A 14447-nucleotide genomic window follows, 5' to 3' on the forward strand; every position below is an offset into this window, starting at 1 on the left:
CAGATAATTAAATATGCAATAGTGAATGAAAACGCTTTTTTATTTGCATCTCCGTTTCCGCTTTTTTCTGAAAACGAACTCTTATAAAAAATATTAAAAAATCGTTCGTGATGTACTTGTTTATTCTGATCTTTTTGATACAATAAAATTATCAAATAACAGGAGATGCTTATGAAAAAAAAGGCTATTTATAAGTATATGATACAAGCGTCGGTTCTCTTCGCACCGCTTGTTTTATCTGCTAATTTACCCCAACAAAATGTGCTTGCTGATGAATCAGATCCTGCATCTGAAATAATCCAGCCCAAAACAGAGAGTTTAGCTAATAGTTCGGGTTTATCAGGAGCTCCCGCTAATGGAAATGGTTTGGATACTGATCAAGCAGCACCTGAGGTTCAAGGGCCAGAGCCAAGTTCTCTCGTTGATTCTGTCTCAGAGTCTAGTCCAACTGTTGGTAGTCCAATACCGCTAGCCCAAGCACGCGAAACTGAAAAAGGACAGACTGTCACTGTTTCTGGTAAAGTTATCAGTACTGTCAACGCTTGGGGTGGAAATGGTTTCTACATTCAAGATGAAGCTGGTGATGGGCTTTATGTTTATCCTGGGAAAAAACAAGATGTTACAAGAGGCGACACTGTTCAATTAGATGGTACTTTAGGGGCTTTCAGTGGAGAAGTTCAACTGACTAAAGTATCTAAACTTGCCAAAGTCGCTGATATTTCAGTTCCCCAACCAACGCTCACAACTGTTGAAGGTTTAACTGATAAACTTCAGTCAACTTTAGTGACTTTGAAAGAAGTAACTGTCGGTCCTATCTCAAGTGATACTAATGGAACATCAACGTTTTACATTACTGATCAAAAAGGGCAGAAAGTTGCTGTTCGAGTAGATAGCCGTACAGGTATTGACAACACTAAGTTGTTAAGTTTGATTTCAGAAAATGATACGATTAACCTCACTGCGATTTTATCCACTTACAGAGGAAATAATCAGCTAAAACCATTTTTAGAAAATCAGTTTGAAGTGGTTAAAAAAAGTGTCACACCACCTCCAGTGGAAAGAATCGTGTCAGTAGGACAAATCCAAGGAGAAAGTCACACGTCACCACTTGAGCATCAGACGGTTACCGTTAAAAATGTCGTTGTGACATATGTTGCCAATAAAAACCATTTTTATGTGCAAGATATAGCACCTGATGGCAATCCTAAAACATCTGATGGTATTGATGTTTTTCTAGCCAATCATGACGTTTCTGTCGGTGATAAATTAACTGTTATGGGAAAAGTGGTTGAATATTTAGGAACTGGCTATAGTGAGAAAGAACTTACTGATTTGACCACTACTCAAATTGCTGCGACATCAGTGATTAAAGAGGGGAAAGTAACGGTACCAGCACCTGTTATTCTTGGTGTTGATCGTATTGCTCCAACTAAAATTGTTGAAGATGACGCCTTTTCATCTTTCGATCCAGATACAGATGGCCTTGATTTTTGGGAATCTCTAGAAGGTATGCTGGTTGGTATTGATAATGCTAAAATTATTGGACCGCAAGCTAATAAAGAAGTTTATGTCGTTCCAGGTGGTTATAAGGGACCAATGAATAAGGTAGGAGGTCTTACCTTAGAACCAGACAACGCACATCCAGAAAAAATCGCTGTCCTTTTTGATAAGAAACTGATTACAAAAACAGGAGATTCTTTCCAAGGACGGATTTATGGTCCAATCACATATGGATACACTAACTACAAGTTATTAGCTAAAGTTGCCAATTCTCCTAAAGTGACTGATGGTGGTGTAAAACCAGAAATAACGACTATTGTCAAAGACCAGGAGAAGCTAACGATTGCTTCTTATAATATTGAAAATTTCTCAGCCAATAATAAAACGACAGATAATGCAAAGGTAAAACGAATTGCAAAATCATTTGTCAATGACTTGAAATCACCAGACATTATTACCCTAATTGAAGTTCAAGATAATAATGGTACTACCGATGACGGTACAGTTGATGCTAGTCAAAGTGCTCGTCGCTTGATTGAAGCAATCAAGGCTGAGGGTGGCCCAAACTATCAATATATTGATATTGCTCCAGAAAACAATATGGATGGTGGTGCTCCTGGTTCTAATATCCGTACAGGATTTCTTTACAATGCCGATCGGGTGAGTTTGGCTGATAAACCTAAGGGTGATGCCAAGACACCTGCTGCTTGGGAAAATGGTGAATTGAAATATAGCATAGCTCGTATCGATCCGCTGAATGCTGCTTGGAGCAACTCTCGCAAGCCAATAATTGCAGAGTTCCATTTCAATGGGCAAAAAATTAACCTTGTTGCTGTTCATCTCAATTCAAAACGTGGTGATGATGGTATTTTTGGAAAAGTACAGCCTGTCAGCTTTAAATCAGAAAAACAACGCCATCAAATGGCTACTATTATCAATCAGTTTATCTCCGAAGGAATGAAGCAAAATCGTAATCTGAATGTTGCTATGTTAGGCGATTACAATGATTATGAATTCACCAAGACACTCGATATTATCTCAGGTGATATCATGTCTAATTTGGTGAGTCGCCATGATAAGTCAGACCGTTTCTCATACTTCTATCAAGGAAATAACCAATCGCTTGATAATGCAGTCATCTCAAATAATCTTCTAGATCGCTACGAGTTTGACATGGTTCATGTTAATTCTATTTTCATGAAAGAACATGGCAGAGCTTCAGATCACGACCCATTATTGTTGCAACTGGATTTAAGACCAAAAGAATCGACGGAATCAGGTTCTAGTGAAGAGGATACTACGGGTAACGCTTCAGCAACTATTGCTGTTAAAGACAATGCTTCAAACCCAGTAGCTGGTGCAACTGTTGAATTGTTGGCAGCAGATGGTACAGCTCGTCAAGTGAAGACAGATGAATTCGGTAACGCTAACTTTACAGACGTTAAACCAGGCAAAGGCTACACAGCTGCTTTGGCAATGGTACCCGAAGGCTATGAATACAACAGCTACCGTACAGCAGCGTTTGACTTAAATAACGCTGATCATCACGAAGACTTCATCACAGCAGATAAGACTCAAAAAGAAGCACCAAAAGAAGACAAAGAAGTTGGTAATGCTTCAGCAACTATTGCTGTTAAAGACAATGCTTCAAACCCAGTAGCTGGTGCAACTGTTGAATTGTTAGCAGCAGATGGTACAGCTCGTCAAGTGAAGACAGATGAATTCGGTAACGCTAACTTTACAGACGTTAAACCAGGCAAAGGCTACACAGCAGCTTTGGCAATGGTACCAGAAGGCTATGAATACAACAGCTACCGTACAGCAGCGTTTGACTTAAATAACGCTGATCATCATGAAGACTTTATCACAGCAGATAAGACTCAAAAAGAAGCGCCAAAAGCAGATAAAGAAGTTGGTAATGCTTCAGTTACAATTTCTGTTAAAGATAACGGCTTCAAACCAGTCGTTGGCGCAACTGTTGAATTGTTAGCAGCAGATGGTTCAGCTCGTCAAGTGAAGACAGATGAATTCGGTAACGCTAACTTTACAGACGTTAAACCAGGCAAAGGCTACACAGCAGCTTTGGCAATGGTACCAGAAGGCTATGAATACAACAGCTACCGTACAGCAGCATTTGACCTAGCTAATACAGATCATCACGAAGACTTCATCACAGCAGATAAGGCTCAAAAAGAAGCACCAAAAGAAGACAAAGAAGTTGGTAACGCTTCAGTAACTGTTAAAGTAGTTGACAATGGCTTCAAACCAGTCGTTGGCGCAACTGTTGAATTGTTGGCAGCAGATGGTTCAGCTCGTCAAGTAAAGACAGATGAATTCGGTAACGCTAACTTTACAGACGTTAAACCAGGTAAAGGTTATACAGCTGCTTTGGCAATGGTACCAGAAGGCTATGAATACAACAGCTACCGTACAGCACCATTTGACCTAGCTAATACAGATCATCACGAAGACTTCATCACAGCAGATAAGACTCAAAAAGAAGCGCCAAAAGAAGATAAAGAAGTTGGTAACGCTTCAGTAACTGTTAAAGTAGTTGATAATGGCTTCAAACCAGTCGTTGGCGCAACTGTTGAATTGTTGGCAGCAGATGGTTCAGCTCGTCAAGTGAAGACAGATGAATTCGGTAACGCTAACTTTACAGATGTTAAACCAGGTAAAGGCTACACAGCTGCTTTGGCAATGGTACCCGAAGGCTATGATTACAACAGCTACCGTACAGCAGCATTTGACCTAGCTAACACAGATCACCACGAAGACTTCATCACTGTTGATAAGACTCAAAAAGAAGCACCAAAAGAAGACAAAGAAGTTGGTAATGCTTCAGCAACAATCAAAGTAGTTGATAATGGCTTCAACCCTGTGGTTGGTGCAGTTGTTGAGTTGAAAGCAGCAGATGGTTCAACTCGCCAAGTAACAACAGATGAATTTGGTAACGCTAACTTTACAGATGTTAAACCAGGTAAAGGCTTCACAGCATCTCTAGTTTCTGTTCCAGAAGGTTATGAATTAAACAGCTACCGTACAGCAGCGTTTGATCTAGCTAATACAGATCATCATGAAGACTTTATTGCAGTTGATAAAGTCCAAAAAGCTGACAAACCAGGTGAAGATCAACCAAAAGAGGAAAAACCAGAAGCACCAAAAGCAGATGATACTCAAAAAGAAGAACAAGGTAAAGATGGTTCTAATGCTTCAGATAAAGGAGCTAAAAAAGCTGCTGATAAATCAGAAGTAAAAGCATCAGCTGCTAAAGCAACAGCTTCTTCTGAAAAAGCAGAAGCATCAAAAGCTGCGAATGACGATCAATTGCCAAGTACTGGTGAAAAATCATCATCAACAGCAGTTGTAGCAGGTTCAGCTATTGCACTTGCTTCACTAGGTTTTGCAGCATCACGTCGTCGTAAACAAAACTAAAGATTTTTGACCCTGTCTTATAGAAAATCATTTTAGTCTCCATTTTATCAAGACACGGGAAAGCTAATAGCTCTCTCGTGTTTTTGGTAAATGAAAAAATATGGGAGGTGAGAGACTACGAAGCGACCTTATACAGCTCATGCCAAGAAAATAGAAAGGTTGTGATGGTATAGATAAAAAAGAAAAAAATTTAAAAAAAGAGAGCATATTAATTGTTTTATCGACATAATAGTGTATAATAACAATATAAATTAAATGAAATGTGGTCAGTTTTAGAAATGCTGTTACAAAAGCATAGAGAACGTTTTCTTTGTTTGAGTGATGCTGCTAAAAAGTAATTTACACACTCACTTAATTTATAAGTGGTCACTTTGACCATTTCTCGAGAAAGTTGTTGTTTTGTTAATATGATACTTTAAAGAAGTATCTGGCGTAATTCCCATAGGGATATGAATAGAAAGGTTTTATATTATGTCATTATTATGGTCACTTATTGTCGGAGCACTTATCGGTGCGATTGCTGGAGCCCTCACTAAAAAAGGTGGCTCAATGGGTTGGATTGCTAATATCTTAGCTGGTATTGCCGGTTCTTGGGTTGGTCAAGCCTTATTTGGTTCTTGGGGTCCTAGCTTGGCTGGTATGGCACTTGTCCCATCAATCCTTGGAGCAGTGATTGTTGTTATCGTTGTATCATTCGTACTTTCAAAAACTAAATAATCATTCATAAAGGAGGAGTCATGGCAAAAGGATGGAAATTTCTATATAGCCTTGTCGGGATTGTGCTTCTTACGGTGTTGGGGAATGTTATTTTTCTTAATCAGCGTATCTTGCGCCTTCCAGCTCTATCTTGGGTACCTGTAAACTTTCGTGCACATAGCATTTGGCAAGAGTTTTTAGCGCAGTATTTCTTATGGGCTGCAATTGTACTCTTTATCCTGGTTCTTATTGGGATTTTAGTCATCATCTTTTTCCCTCGTCGTTACAGTGAAGTTGAACTTGCTGACGCTAAAGGAAAATTGAAACTCAAGAAGTCAGCTATTGAAGGTTATGTTAAGAGTCTCGTTGAATCAGAAGGTTTAATGAAAAATCCTAAGGTAACAGCAAATCTTTACAAGAAGAAATTCAAGGTGGATGTCAGAGGTCAAGTTGTTCCTCGATCAAATGTCATTACGAATACAGAAAAACTTAAGAAAGATTTGGAAGTTGGACTTAAAGCATTCTTTGGCGTGGAACATGATGTTGATTTTAGTGTCAAAGTCAAAGATGTTGTCGAAGAGAAAACAATCAAAAGTGGTCGTGTAGAGTAGGAGTGAAGCATGGAAATATTTGAAAAGTACAAATACCCCATCATTGGTGGAGGGGCAGCTTTCTTCTTAGCACTTCTACTAGTGACATTCGGATTTTTTAAAACATTATTCATTTTAATTCTAGTCGCGGCAGGTAGCTTTGCTGGTTACTTTGCTCAAGAAACAGGACTAATTGATCGTTTCTTAGAAAATTTTAAATAATAACTAAGTCATTATTCTTTATATAGAAAGAGGTATATTATGGTACAAAATCATTCAGTAAATAACAGTCCAGTGGATCCAAAAGCTATTCGTGGTCAGCTAACTTATGAAGATAAAGTTATTGAAAAAATTGTAGGGCTTGCTGTTGAACATGTGAATGGCTTACTTGCTATCAATGGTGGCTTCTTCTCAAACATCAAAGAAAAATTAGTCAACACTAACAATGTGACAGATGGTGTCAACGTTGAAGTTGGTACAAAACAAGTTGCTGTTGACTTAGATGCTGTTGTTGAATATCAGCAACACGTGCCAACTATTTTTGATCAAATCAAAAGAGTTGTTGAAGAAGAAATTACGAAAATGACTGACCTTGAAGTTGTTGAGGTTAACGTTAACGTTGTAGATATTAAAACACGTGCACAATTTGAAGCTGATTCAGTAAGCCTTCAAGATCGTGTATCAAATGGCGCACAAGCAACTAGCCAGTTTGTTTCAAACCAATATGACAATGCTAAAGGTGCTGTAAGCAATGGTGTTGATCGTGTTCAAGAACAAACTGAGCCACGTGTAAAATAATAAAAGATAACTCTGGGATAACATTAGGAGGAAAGAAAATGTCTGAAGAAAAATTTGATGCTAAAGTAGATAAAGTTTCTGGTGGAGTTAAAGAAGGTCTTGGAAAAGTGACTGGAGATAAACGTACAGAATCTGAAGGTAAAGTCGAAAAAGCAACTGGTGATATCAAAGAAAAAATCGCTGATGCTAAAGATACTGTAAAAGGTGCTATTGACGGCCTTAAATCAAAAAACAACAAGTAGGAATAGGTAGTATTATGACTGAAATTAAAAGTACAGTAACTTATGATGAGAAAGTAATTCAAAAAATTATTGGTCATGCTCTTGAAAACATCGACGGATTGTTATCTGTTAGTGGAGGATTTTTCTCAAACGTTAAAGATAAGTTAGTTAATTCTGAAGATGTAACAACTGGCGTTAATGTTGAAGTTGGTAAAGAAGAAGTAGCTACTGATCTTGATGTTATCGTTGAATACGGTAAAGATATTCCAGCTATTGCTGAAGGTATTAAAGAGATTATCTCTCAAAATGTTGAAGTGATGACTCATTTGAAAGTTATCGAAGTTAACATCAACGTTGTTGACATTATGACTCGCGAAGAGTTTGAAGAAGCTTCTGTGACTGTTCAAGATCGTGTTGAGGCTGGCTATGCTAAGACAAAAGAAGCAACAGCAGCTGGTTATGAACGCGCTAAAGAAGCTACTGCCGCAGGTTACGAACGTACTAAGGAAGCGGCTCAGAATGCAGGTGAATACATTTCAGAAAAATCTGGTGAAGCTCGCGATTATGCGTCAGAAAAAGCTACTCAAGCTAAAGAATTTACTGCTGAAAAGACGGCTGAAGCTAAAGAATACGCTTCAGAGCAAGCAGGAAAAGCTAAAGAAGCAATGTCAACTGAACCTGAAGGAGTTACTTACACGGCTTCAGTCGATAGTGATGTTGTTGTTGCAGACTAATAACAATAGAGTAACTAGTTCAACTTAACGTTGAATTGGTGGCGGAAGGTTGGGAGAAATCCTGATCTTTTGTTTTGTATTGTGAAGTGTTGAGTGAGGTCGAGGATGAACAATATCATATTTTGGCAAGTTTCAGCATTTCAAAAAAATGGTAAGTTCGTAGATTTATTCCTATTGTCAAGACTTGTATAAGGTGGTAGAATCAAGTCGGAGGTATCATAATGAGGAGAGTCAATTCCGAAGTAAGGAGTTCCAAGTATCAGCAGGTTGCCGTTGCCGTTGCTAAACGAATTGCAGATGGCGATTACGAAGTTGGTGAGAAATTAAAATCAAGGTCAACATTAGCGAGTACCTTTAATGTCTCTCCGGAAACTGCTCGTAAGGGTTTAAATATTTTAGCTGATATGCATATTGTCAGTTTAAAACATGGTAGTGGTGCGATTGTCTTATCAAAAGAGAAGGCTGAAGACTTCTTGAAAAATTATGAAACGACGCATTCTATCGCAATGATAAAAAATAAAATCCGTGAAAATATTAAACAGCAAGCGCAGGAGTTAGAGGATCTTGCTGATTTGGTTGATGAGTATTTGTTGCAAAGTCAGTCTGTCAGTCGTAAATATCCTTTTACACCGTATGAGATCATTTTAACTGAAGAAGCTAGCCATTTGGGAGAGTCCATTCGTGATTTAAATATTTGGCATCAAACTGGTGCAACTATCGTTGGTATTGAACATAACGGAACCCTTCTATTATCACCGAGTCCTTACGCTGTTTTAGAAGCAGGGGATCATATCTTTTTTGTCGGAGATGATCTTGCTTATTCGCGTTTGAAGAATTTATTTAATATAAATGTCGGACTATAAGATTACTCTTAAAACCAGATTTATCTGGTTTTTTACTTGCTTTAGCATCACAGTTGTATTAAAATACTAATATTAACAGAAGGAGAGATGTTCCGGTTATGGAAGCAATTAAATCAAGTAATCATTCCCTTTTAAAAGATATTGCTAGTATTTTTAAAGGAAGAGCGGTCTCTTCAAAAGCTGAGGGAGAACGTATTGCGGTTATCAATATCATTGATATAAAGGATGGTCTTATTGACTATACTAATTTAAAAACTTACGATGAGGATGAGCGTTTAGTTTCCAAATACTATTTACAAGCAGGAGATGTTTTGGTTTCTTCTAAAGGCACTCAGCTGAAGCTTGCCGTATTTGACCAACAGTCTGGTCCAGTCGTAGCCTCATCTAATTTCACCATTATCAGACCATCAACTAAAGTTAGAGGCCACTATCTTAAATTATTTTTTGAAACAGCTGCTGGTCAAGAATTATTAAAGGCAACTGACCGTGGGAAAGCTGTCATGAATCTATCAACCAAGGAAATCGGAGACATTCTTATTCCCTTGTTACCTATTGTCAAGCAAGATTATGCTATTGGTCGTTATTTACGAGGGCAAGCTGATTTTCAACGTAAGTTTGAGCGTGCTAATCAAGAATGGCAATATATTCAAGAAGAAGTGAAGCGTACACTATTTCCCTGATAACAAAGAAGGCACTGAATATCATTGCTTTTTTTGTTATAATAAGACCAAATGATTGAGGAGTTTGAGATGAACGAAATAAAATGCCCCCATTGTCAAACGGTGTTTACCATAAACGAAACAGAGTATAGTCAATTATTAGAACAGGTAAGAACTAAAGAATTTGAACATGACCTTCTAGAAAGACTTGCATCAGAAAGACGATTGATTGAAGAACAGTCTAAAAATGCCTTACAATCTGAGTTGGGGAAAAAAGAAAGAGAAATTGCGACTTTAGAGCATAGACTAGAGACATTCGAAAGCCATCAAGCTGTCGAATTGCAGGATGCAATGGCTCAGAAGAATGACGAGATCAATGATTTAAAACAAAAAATCGATAAACTAGTAGCTGATAATGCTCTGGCCTTGGCGCAAGCCTTATCGCAAAAAGATAAGGAAAATCAAGAATTACAAGCAAAAATCGACCTTCTTGGTTTGGAAAAAGACAAGGAAAAACAAGAAGCCCTAACTCAACTCCAACAAGAAAAAGACCAGATTACTAATCAACTCTTACTTCAAGAACAAAAGCAAGAGTTGGCTAAACAATCTTTACTCAGCCGTCACCAAACAGAACTAGCGCAAAAAGACGAACTTATCGCTTACTACAAAGACTTTAAAGCAAAACAATCAACTAAGATGATTGGAGAAAGCTTGGAGCAACATTGTGAGTATGAGTTTAACCGTCTTCGTATGACAGCCTTCCCAAATGCACAATTTGGAAAAGATAATGATGCTAAAACGGGATCGAAAGGTGATTATATCTACCGAGAGTTCGATGACAATGGTATTGAGATCATTTCAATCATGTTTGAGATGAAAAACGAGGGTGATGAAACAGCTTCCAAAAAGAAAAATGAACAGTTCTTCAAGGAATTGGATAAAGACCGCCAAGAAAAAAATTGTGAGTATGCTATTTTGGTTTCACTTTTAGAAATGGATAACGATCTTTACAACAATGGTATCGTGGATGTTTCCTATGAGTATCCTAAAATGTATGTTGTTCGTCCACAATTTTTTATTCCGATCATTACCTTACTACGTAATGCAGCACTCAATTCATTGCAGTATAAGCAAGAGTTAGCTTTAGTAAAAGAGCAACATATTGATATCACTCACTTTGAAGAAGATTTAGATATCTTTAAAAATGCCTTTGCTAAGAATTACCAATCAGCCAGTAAGAATTTCCAAAAGGCTATTGATGAAATCGACAAATCCATCAAACGAATGGAAGCCGTTAAAGCAGCTTTAACGACCAGTGAGAATCAGTTACGACTAGCGAATAATAAATTGGAAGATGTTTCTGTCAAAAAATTAACACGAAAAAATCCAACGATGCGAAAGCAATTTGAAGAGTTAAAAAAAGATAATATTTAAATACTAAAAAAGAGGTTTGCGGTGCACAATACAATAGATTTAAAAAAACCAGTTGCTGACATTATAAAAGACCACCCAGAACTTCTGGAGATTCTAGTAGAATTAGGGTTTAAACCGCTGGCAAATCCTGCCATGTTAAACACTGTTGGTAAGGTAACCAGTTTAAAGTCTGGGGCAACATTAGCCCACATTCCAATCGAAAAGATTAAAGAAACGTTACTGATGCATGGGTATGATATAGAGGAATAGCTAATGGATAAAAATCGTATTGAAATACTAAAAGAAATTTTACTTGAACTTCACCAGGGTGCCAGCGCTGAATCTGTTCAGGAACGTTTTAACGAGCATTTTACAGGGGTTTCAGCTTTAGAAATTTCAATGATGGAGCATGAGTTAATGTCTTCTGACACAGGGATAACGTTTGAGGATATTATGGGCTTGTGTAATGTCCATGCTAATCTTTTTAAAGGTGCCGTTCAAGATGTGGAAGTGGCAGATGTAGATCAAGAGGGGCACCCTGTTTATGTTTTTAAACAGGAAAACCTGGCTCTTCGAGCTGCTATGCTTCGCATTCGTCGTATCTTGGATCATTTAACGAAACCTGAGCATGCAGACTTTTCTGATCAACTATCTAAGGGCTTAAAGCACCAGATGAGACTCCTAGGTCAATTTGATAAGCATTATACTCGAAAAGAAGAACTGTTTTTCCCTATTATGGAGCGTTATGGCCATGATGCACCGCCTAAGGTTATGTGGGGAGTTGATGATGAAATTCGGGACTTGTTTGCAGAAGCTAAGAAGGCTGCTGACTTTTTACCAGAGGCGTCTATTGAACTGATCAAAGAAAAATTTGAAGCATTTGCAAGTGAATTCGAAGAAATGATTTTCAAAGAAGAATCTATCTTATTGATGATTCTATTGGAGACTTTCACCCAAGATGATTGGTTGGCTATTGCTAAAGATAGTGACAAGTATGGTTATGCTATTATTAAGCCAACCCAAGAATGGCAACCGCACCGAAAGGAATTTCTACAAACGAGCGGGCAGATCACAGACGATGCGAATAGTGAACATCTTTCTGAGTATTCGGATACTAAAACCATAGAAACTGATGCTGGCGTTTTCTCAATCACCTTTACACCAAAGAAAGAAAAAAAGAAGGTTGATAGAACGACACCGCAGGCTTTTGGGAATGGCTATTTATCGGTGGAACAAGCTAATCTAATCCTTAATCATTTACCTATGGAAATCACTTTTGTCAATAAAGAGGATATTTTCCAATATTATAACGATTATGCGGCAACTGAGGATATGATATTTAAACGTAATCCAAGCCAAATTGGCCGTCATGTTGAACTTTGCCATCCTCCTAGGGTTTTGGAAAAAGTAAAAAAAGTTATGGAACTTCTCAAGTCTGGACAAAAAGATAAAGTAACTATGTGGTTTAAGTCTGAAAAAAGAGAGATGTTTGTACATATCACTTATGCGGCCGTGCGTAACGCTCATGGTGACTTCGAGGGGGTTTTAGAATATGTTCAAGAGATTCAAGATTTCAGAGCCATAGATACAGATTTTAACAGAGATATTTTATAAATAAAGGTAGCAAGAGTGAGAGCAAGTCGGTCTATTAATTAGCGGTTCTTGTGTCTCACTCTTTTTAGGCTTTATGATATAATAGCTATTATGATTAACGGAATTATCAACTTAAAGAAAGAGGCTGGAATGACCAGTCATGATGCAGTTTTTAAACTTCGTAAACTACTGCATGAAAAAAAGATAGGTCATGGTGGAACTTTGGATCCTGATGTCACAGGCGTTTTACCAATAGCGGTAGGAAAGGCAACCCGCGTGATTGAATTCATGACAGAGGCAGGAAAGGTCTATGAGGGTGACATAACATTTGGTTTTTCCACAACGACAGAAGATGCCAGCGGTGAAATGGTTGAGCGAACACCGATCCCTAAGGATCTAACGGAAGAAGCCATTGATTCTGCGATGCAAACCTTGACTGGACCGATAACTCAAGTTCCTCCCATGTACTCAGCTGTGAAAGTTAATGGCAAAAAGTTATATGAGTATGCTCGAGCTGGTGAAACGGTTGATCGCCCTGAGCGTCATGTTGTGATTAAAGAATTTGTGAGGACTTCTCCTTTGACATTTGATGACGAAGTGGTCAGATTTTCCTTCAAAGTTGCTTGTAGTAAAGGAACCTATGTGAGAACTCTTGCAGTTGATCTTGGAAAACGCCTTGGTTTTGCTAGTCACATGTCGCGACTAGAGCGAACAGCATCTGCTGGTTTGAAACTCTCTGAAGCATACTGTTTAAAAGATATCCAGGAAATGATCGAGAAAGAAGATTTGAGCTTTCTGTTACCGATTGAATATGGCGTATCTGATTTACCTTCAGTCGAATTAAGCGATGATGACCTTGCTAATATCCGATTTGGTAGGTTTATCAAGTTAGATAGTCAAGAAGCGACACTGGCAGCTTATTATAATGCCAAAGTTGTAGCCATTTTAGAAAGACGAGAAGATTTGTATAAACCAAGAAAAGTACTACTATCATGAAAATAAAAACGATACATTCTTATCAAGAAATTAATGAAGCTGAAAAAACAGTGCTTGTTTTAGGATATTTCGATGGCCTACACCAAGGCCATAAAGCACTGTTTGAACAGGCTAAAAAAATTGCCAATCAAAAAGATCTAAAGGTAATCGTATTAACTTTTGTTGAATCTCCCAAATTGGCTTTTAGTCGATACACTCCCGACTTGTTACTCCATATTACCTCGCCTCAAAAACGTTATGAAAAATTTGAAGAGTATGGGGTTGATACCTTATATTTAACAGATTTCACGAGTGATTTTGCCAAAGTGACCTCTGATCAATTTATTGATACTTATATTAGGCAGCTAAATCCAGATTCTATTGTTGTTGGCTTTGATTATCATTTTGGTCATAATCGAACAAATGCTGATTACCTTTCTAGAAATTTTGAAGGTAATGTCGTGACGGTAGCAGAAGTGACGGATGGTAAACAGAAAATTAGCTCCACACTGATTCGAGAATTAATTCAAGAGGGTAATGTCCGTGAGGCCAATAAATTGCTTGGATATGAGTTTTCGACCAGAGGAATTGTTGTTCATGGTGATGCTCGTGGTCGAACGATTGGCTTTCCGACTGCTAATCTAGCGCCTATCGATAGAACACATATCCCGTCTGATGGCGTTTATGTGACAGATGTCTTAGTCAAGGGAAAGCGATACCGATCGATGACCAGTATTGGAAAAAATGTAACCTTTGGTGGGACTGAGATGCGCTTAGAAGTCAATATCTTTGATTTTTCAGGTGATATATACGGCGAAGAAATTGAAATATTTTGGTTGGAAAAGATTCGAGAAATGGAAAAATTCAATGGCATCGATGATTTAGTTGACCAATTGAAAAGTGATCAAGAAATTGCGATAAATTGGCAAAAACCATAGCCAATCCACTTATTTTTTTGTATAATAAAAAA

At 37.9% G+C, this 14447-nt stretch carries 13 protein-coding genes and 1 pseudogene; all 14 read left to right on the top strand.

The window, feature by feature from the left end; translation table 11 throughout:
- Nucleotides 1-171: 171 nt before the first annotated feature.
- The 14 genes and pseudogenes from A2G56_RS02195 (at nucleotide 172) to A2G56_RS02260 (ending at nucleotide 14415) form a co-directional block, all read left to right on the top strand.
- On the top strand, nucleotides 172-4935 hold the full coding sequence (locus A2G56_RS02195) for a SpaA isopeptide-forming pilin-related protein (protein ID WP_062708399.1): 4764 nt from the start codon (nucleotides 172-174) through the stop codon (nucleotides 4933-4935).
- 471 nt (nucleotides 4936-5406) lie between these two features.
- The gene (locus A2G56_RS02200; protein WP_062708402.1) at nucleotides 5407-5652 is read left to right on the top strand and encodes a GlsB/YeaQ/YmgE family stress response membrane protein; all 246 of its coding nucleotides are present in this window, start codon (nucleotides 5407-5409) and stop codon (nucleotides 5650-5652) included.
- Nucleotides 5653-5672: 20 nt separating this feature from the next.
- The gene (gene amaP, locus A2G56_RS02205) at nucleotides 5673-6242 is read left to right on the top strand and encodes an alkaline shock response membrane anchor protein AmaP (protein ID WP_062708405.1); all 570 of its coding nucleotides are present in this window, start codon (nucleotides 5673-5675) and stop codon (nucleotides 6240-6242) included.
- 9 nt (nucleotides 6243-6251) lie between these two features.
- The gene (locus tag A2G56_RS02210) at nucleotides 6252-6443 is read left to right on the top strand and encodes a DUF2273 domain-containing protein (protein WP_062708408.1); all 192 of its coding nucleotides are present in this window, start codon (nucleotides 6252-6254) and stop codon (nucleotides 6441-6443) included.
- A gap of 39 nt (nucleotides 6444-6482) precedes the next feature.
- The gene (locus A2G56_RS02215) at nucleotides 6483-7019 is read left to right on the top strand and encodes an Asp23/Gls24 family envelope stress response protein (protein WP_062708410.1); all 537 of its coding nucleotides are present in this window, start codon (nucleotides 6483-6485) and stop codon (nucleotides 7017-7019) included.
- 38 nt (nucleotides 7020-7057) lie between these two features.
- Complete coding sequence (locus tag A2G56_RS02220; RefSeq protein WP_062708413.1) at nucleotides 7058-7261, top strand: CsbD family protein; 204 nt, start codon at nucleotides 7058-7060, stop codon at nucleotides 7259-7261.
- Nucleotides 7262-7275: 14 nt separating this feature from the next.
- A pseudogene (locus A2G56_RS10895) lies at nucleotides 7276-7800 on the top strand (Asp23/Gls24 family envelope stress response protein); the annotation flags it as partial.
- Nucleotides 7801-8195: 395 nt separating this feature from the next.
- Nucleotides 8196-8837, top strand: a complete 642-nt coding sequence (locus A2G56_RS02230) for a TrkA C-terminal domain-containing protein (protein ID WP_062708417.1) — start codon at nucleotides 8196-8198, stop codon at nucleotides 8835-8837.
- A 98-nt stretch (nucleotides 8838-8935) separates the two neighbouring features.
- Nucleotides 8936-9517: a restriction endonuclease subunit S gene (locus tag A2G56_RS02235; protein WP_062708420.1), complete on the top strand. Its 582-nt coding sequence runs from the start codon at nucleotides 8936-8938 to the stop codon at nucleotides 9515-9517.
- Nucleotides 9518-9586: 69 nt separating this feature from the next.
- Nucleotides 9587-10930, top strand: a complete 1344-nt coding sequence (locus A2G56_RS02240; protein WP_062708424.1) for a DUF2130 domain-containing protein — start codon at nucleotides 9587-9589, stop codon at nucleotides 10928-10930.
- A gap of 21 nt (nucleotides 10931-10951) precedes the next feature.
- Nucleotides 10952-11179, top strand: a complete 228-nt coding sequence (locus A2G56_RS02245; RefSeq protein WP_062708426.1) for a DUF1858 domain-containing protein — start codon at nucleotides 10952-10954, stop codon at nucleotides 11177-11179.
- 3 nt (nucleotides 11180-11182) lie between these two features.
- Entirely contained in the window at nucleotides 11183-12523 is a 1341-nt protein-coding gene (locus tag A2G56_RS02250; RefSeq protein WP_062708429.1) for a DUF438 domain-containing protein, read from the top strand.
- 90 nt (nucleotides 12524-12613) lie between these two features.
- Nucleotides 12614-13498: a tRNA pseudouridine(55) synthase TruB gene (gene truB / locus A2G56_RS02255; RefSeq protein ID WP_062708432.1), complete on the top strand. Its 885-nt coding sequence runs from the start codon at nucleotides 12614-12616 to the stop codon at nucleotides 13496-13498.
- Complete coding sequence (locus A2G56_RS02260; protein WP_062708436.1) at nucleotides 13495-14415, top strand: bifunctional riboflavin kinase/FAD synthetase; 921 nt, start codon at nucleotides 13495-13497, stop codon at nucleotides 14413-14415. Before truB ends, A2G56_RS02260 begins: the two co-directional genes overlap by 4 nt.
- The last annotated feature ends 32 nt before the right edge of the window (nucleotides 14416-14447 follow it).

The organism is Streptococcus halotolerans (assembly GCF_001598035.1).
Classification (GTDB): domain Bacteria; phylum Bacillota; class Bacilli; order Lactobacillales; family Streptococcaceae; genus Streptococcus; species Streptococcus halotolerans.

Excerpts from the sequence above, each read along its gene's own strand:
- A2G56_RS02195 (WP_062708399.1), top strand. The coding sequence starts at position 172 with ATGAAAAAAAAGGCTATTTATAAGTATATGATACAAGCGTCGGTTCTC.
- A2G56_RS02200 (WP_062708402.1), top strand. The coding sequence starts at position 5,407 with ATGTCATTATTATGGTCACTTATTGTCGGAGCACTTATCGGTGCGATT.
- amaP (WP_062708405.1), top strand. The coding sequence starts at position 5,673 with ATGGCAAAAGGATGGAAATTTCTATATAGCCTTGTCGGGATTGTGCTT.
- A2G56_RS02210 (WP_062708408.1), top strand. The coding sequence starts at position 6,252 with ATGGAAATATTTGAAAAGTACAAATACCCCATCATTGGTGGAGGGGCA.
- A2G56_RS02215 (WP_062708410.1), top strand. The coding sequence starts at position 6,483 with ATGGTACAAAATCATTCAGTAAATAACAGTCCAGTGGATCCAAAAGCT.
- A2G56_RS02220 (WP_062708413.1), top strand. The coding sequence starts at position 7,058 with ATGTCTGAAGAAAAATTTGATGCTAAAGTAGATAAAGTTTCTGGTGGA.
- A2G56_RS02230 (WP_062708417.1), top strand. The coding sequence starts at position 8,196 with ATGAGGAGAGTCAATTCCGAAGTAAGGAGTTCCAAGTATCAGCAGGTT.
- A2G56_RS02235 (WP_062708420.1), top strand. The coding sequence starts at position 8,936 with ATGGAAGCAATTAAATCAAGTAATCATTCCCTTTTAAAAGATATTGCT.
- A2G56_RS02240 (WP_062708424.1), top strand. The coding sequence starts at position 9,587 with ATGAACGAAATAAAATGCCCCCATTGTCAAACGGTGTTTACCATAAAC.
- A2G56_RS02250 (WP_062708429.1), top strand. The coding sequence starts at position 11,183 with ATGGATAAAAATCGTATTGAAATACTAAAAGAAATTTTACTTGAACTT.
- truB (WP_062708432.1), top strand. The coding sequence starts at position 12,614 with ATGATTAACGGAATTATCAACTTAAAGAAAGAGGCTGGAATGACCAGT.
- A2G56_RS02260 (WP_062708436.1), top strand. The coding sequence starts at position 13,495 with ATGAAAATAAAAACGATACATTCTTATCAAGAAATTAATGAAGCTGAA.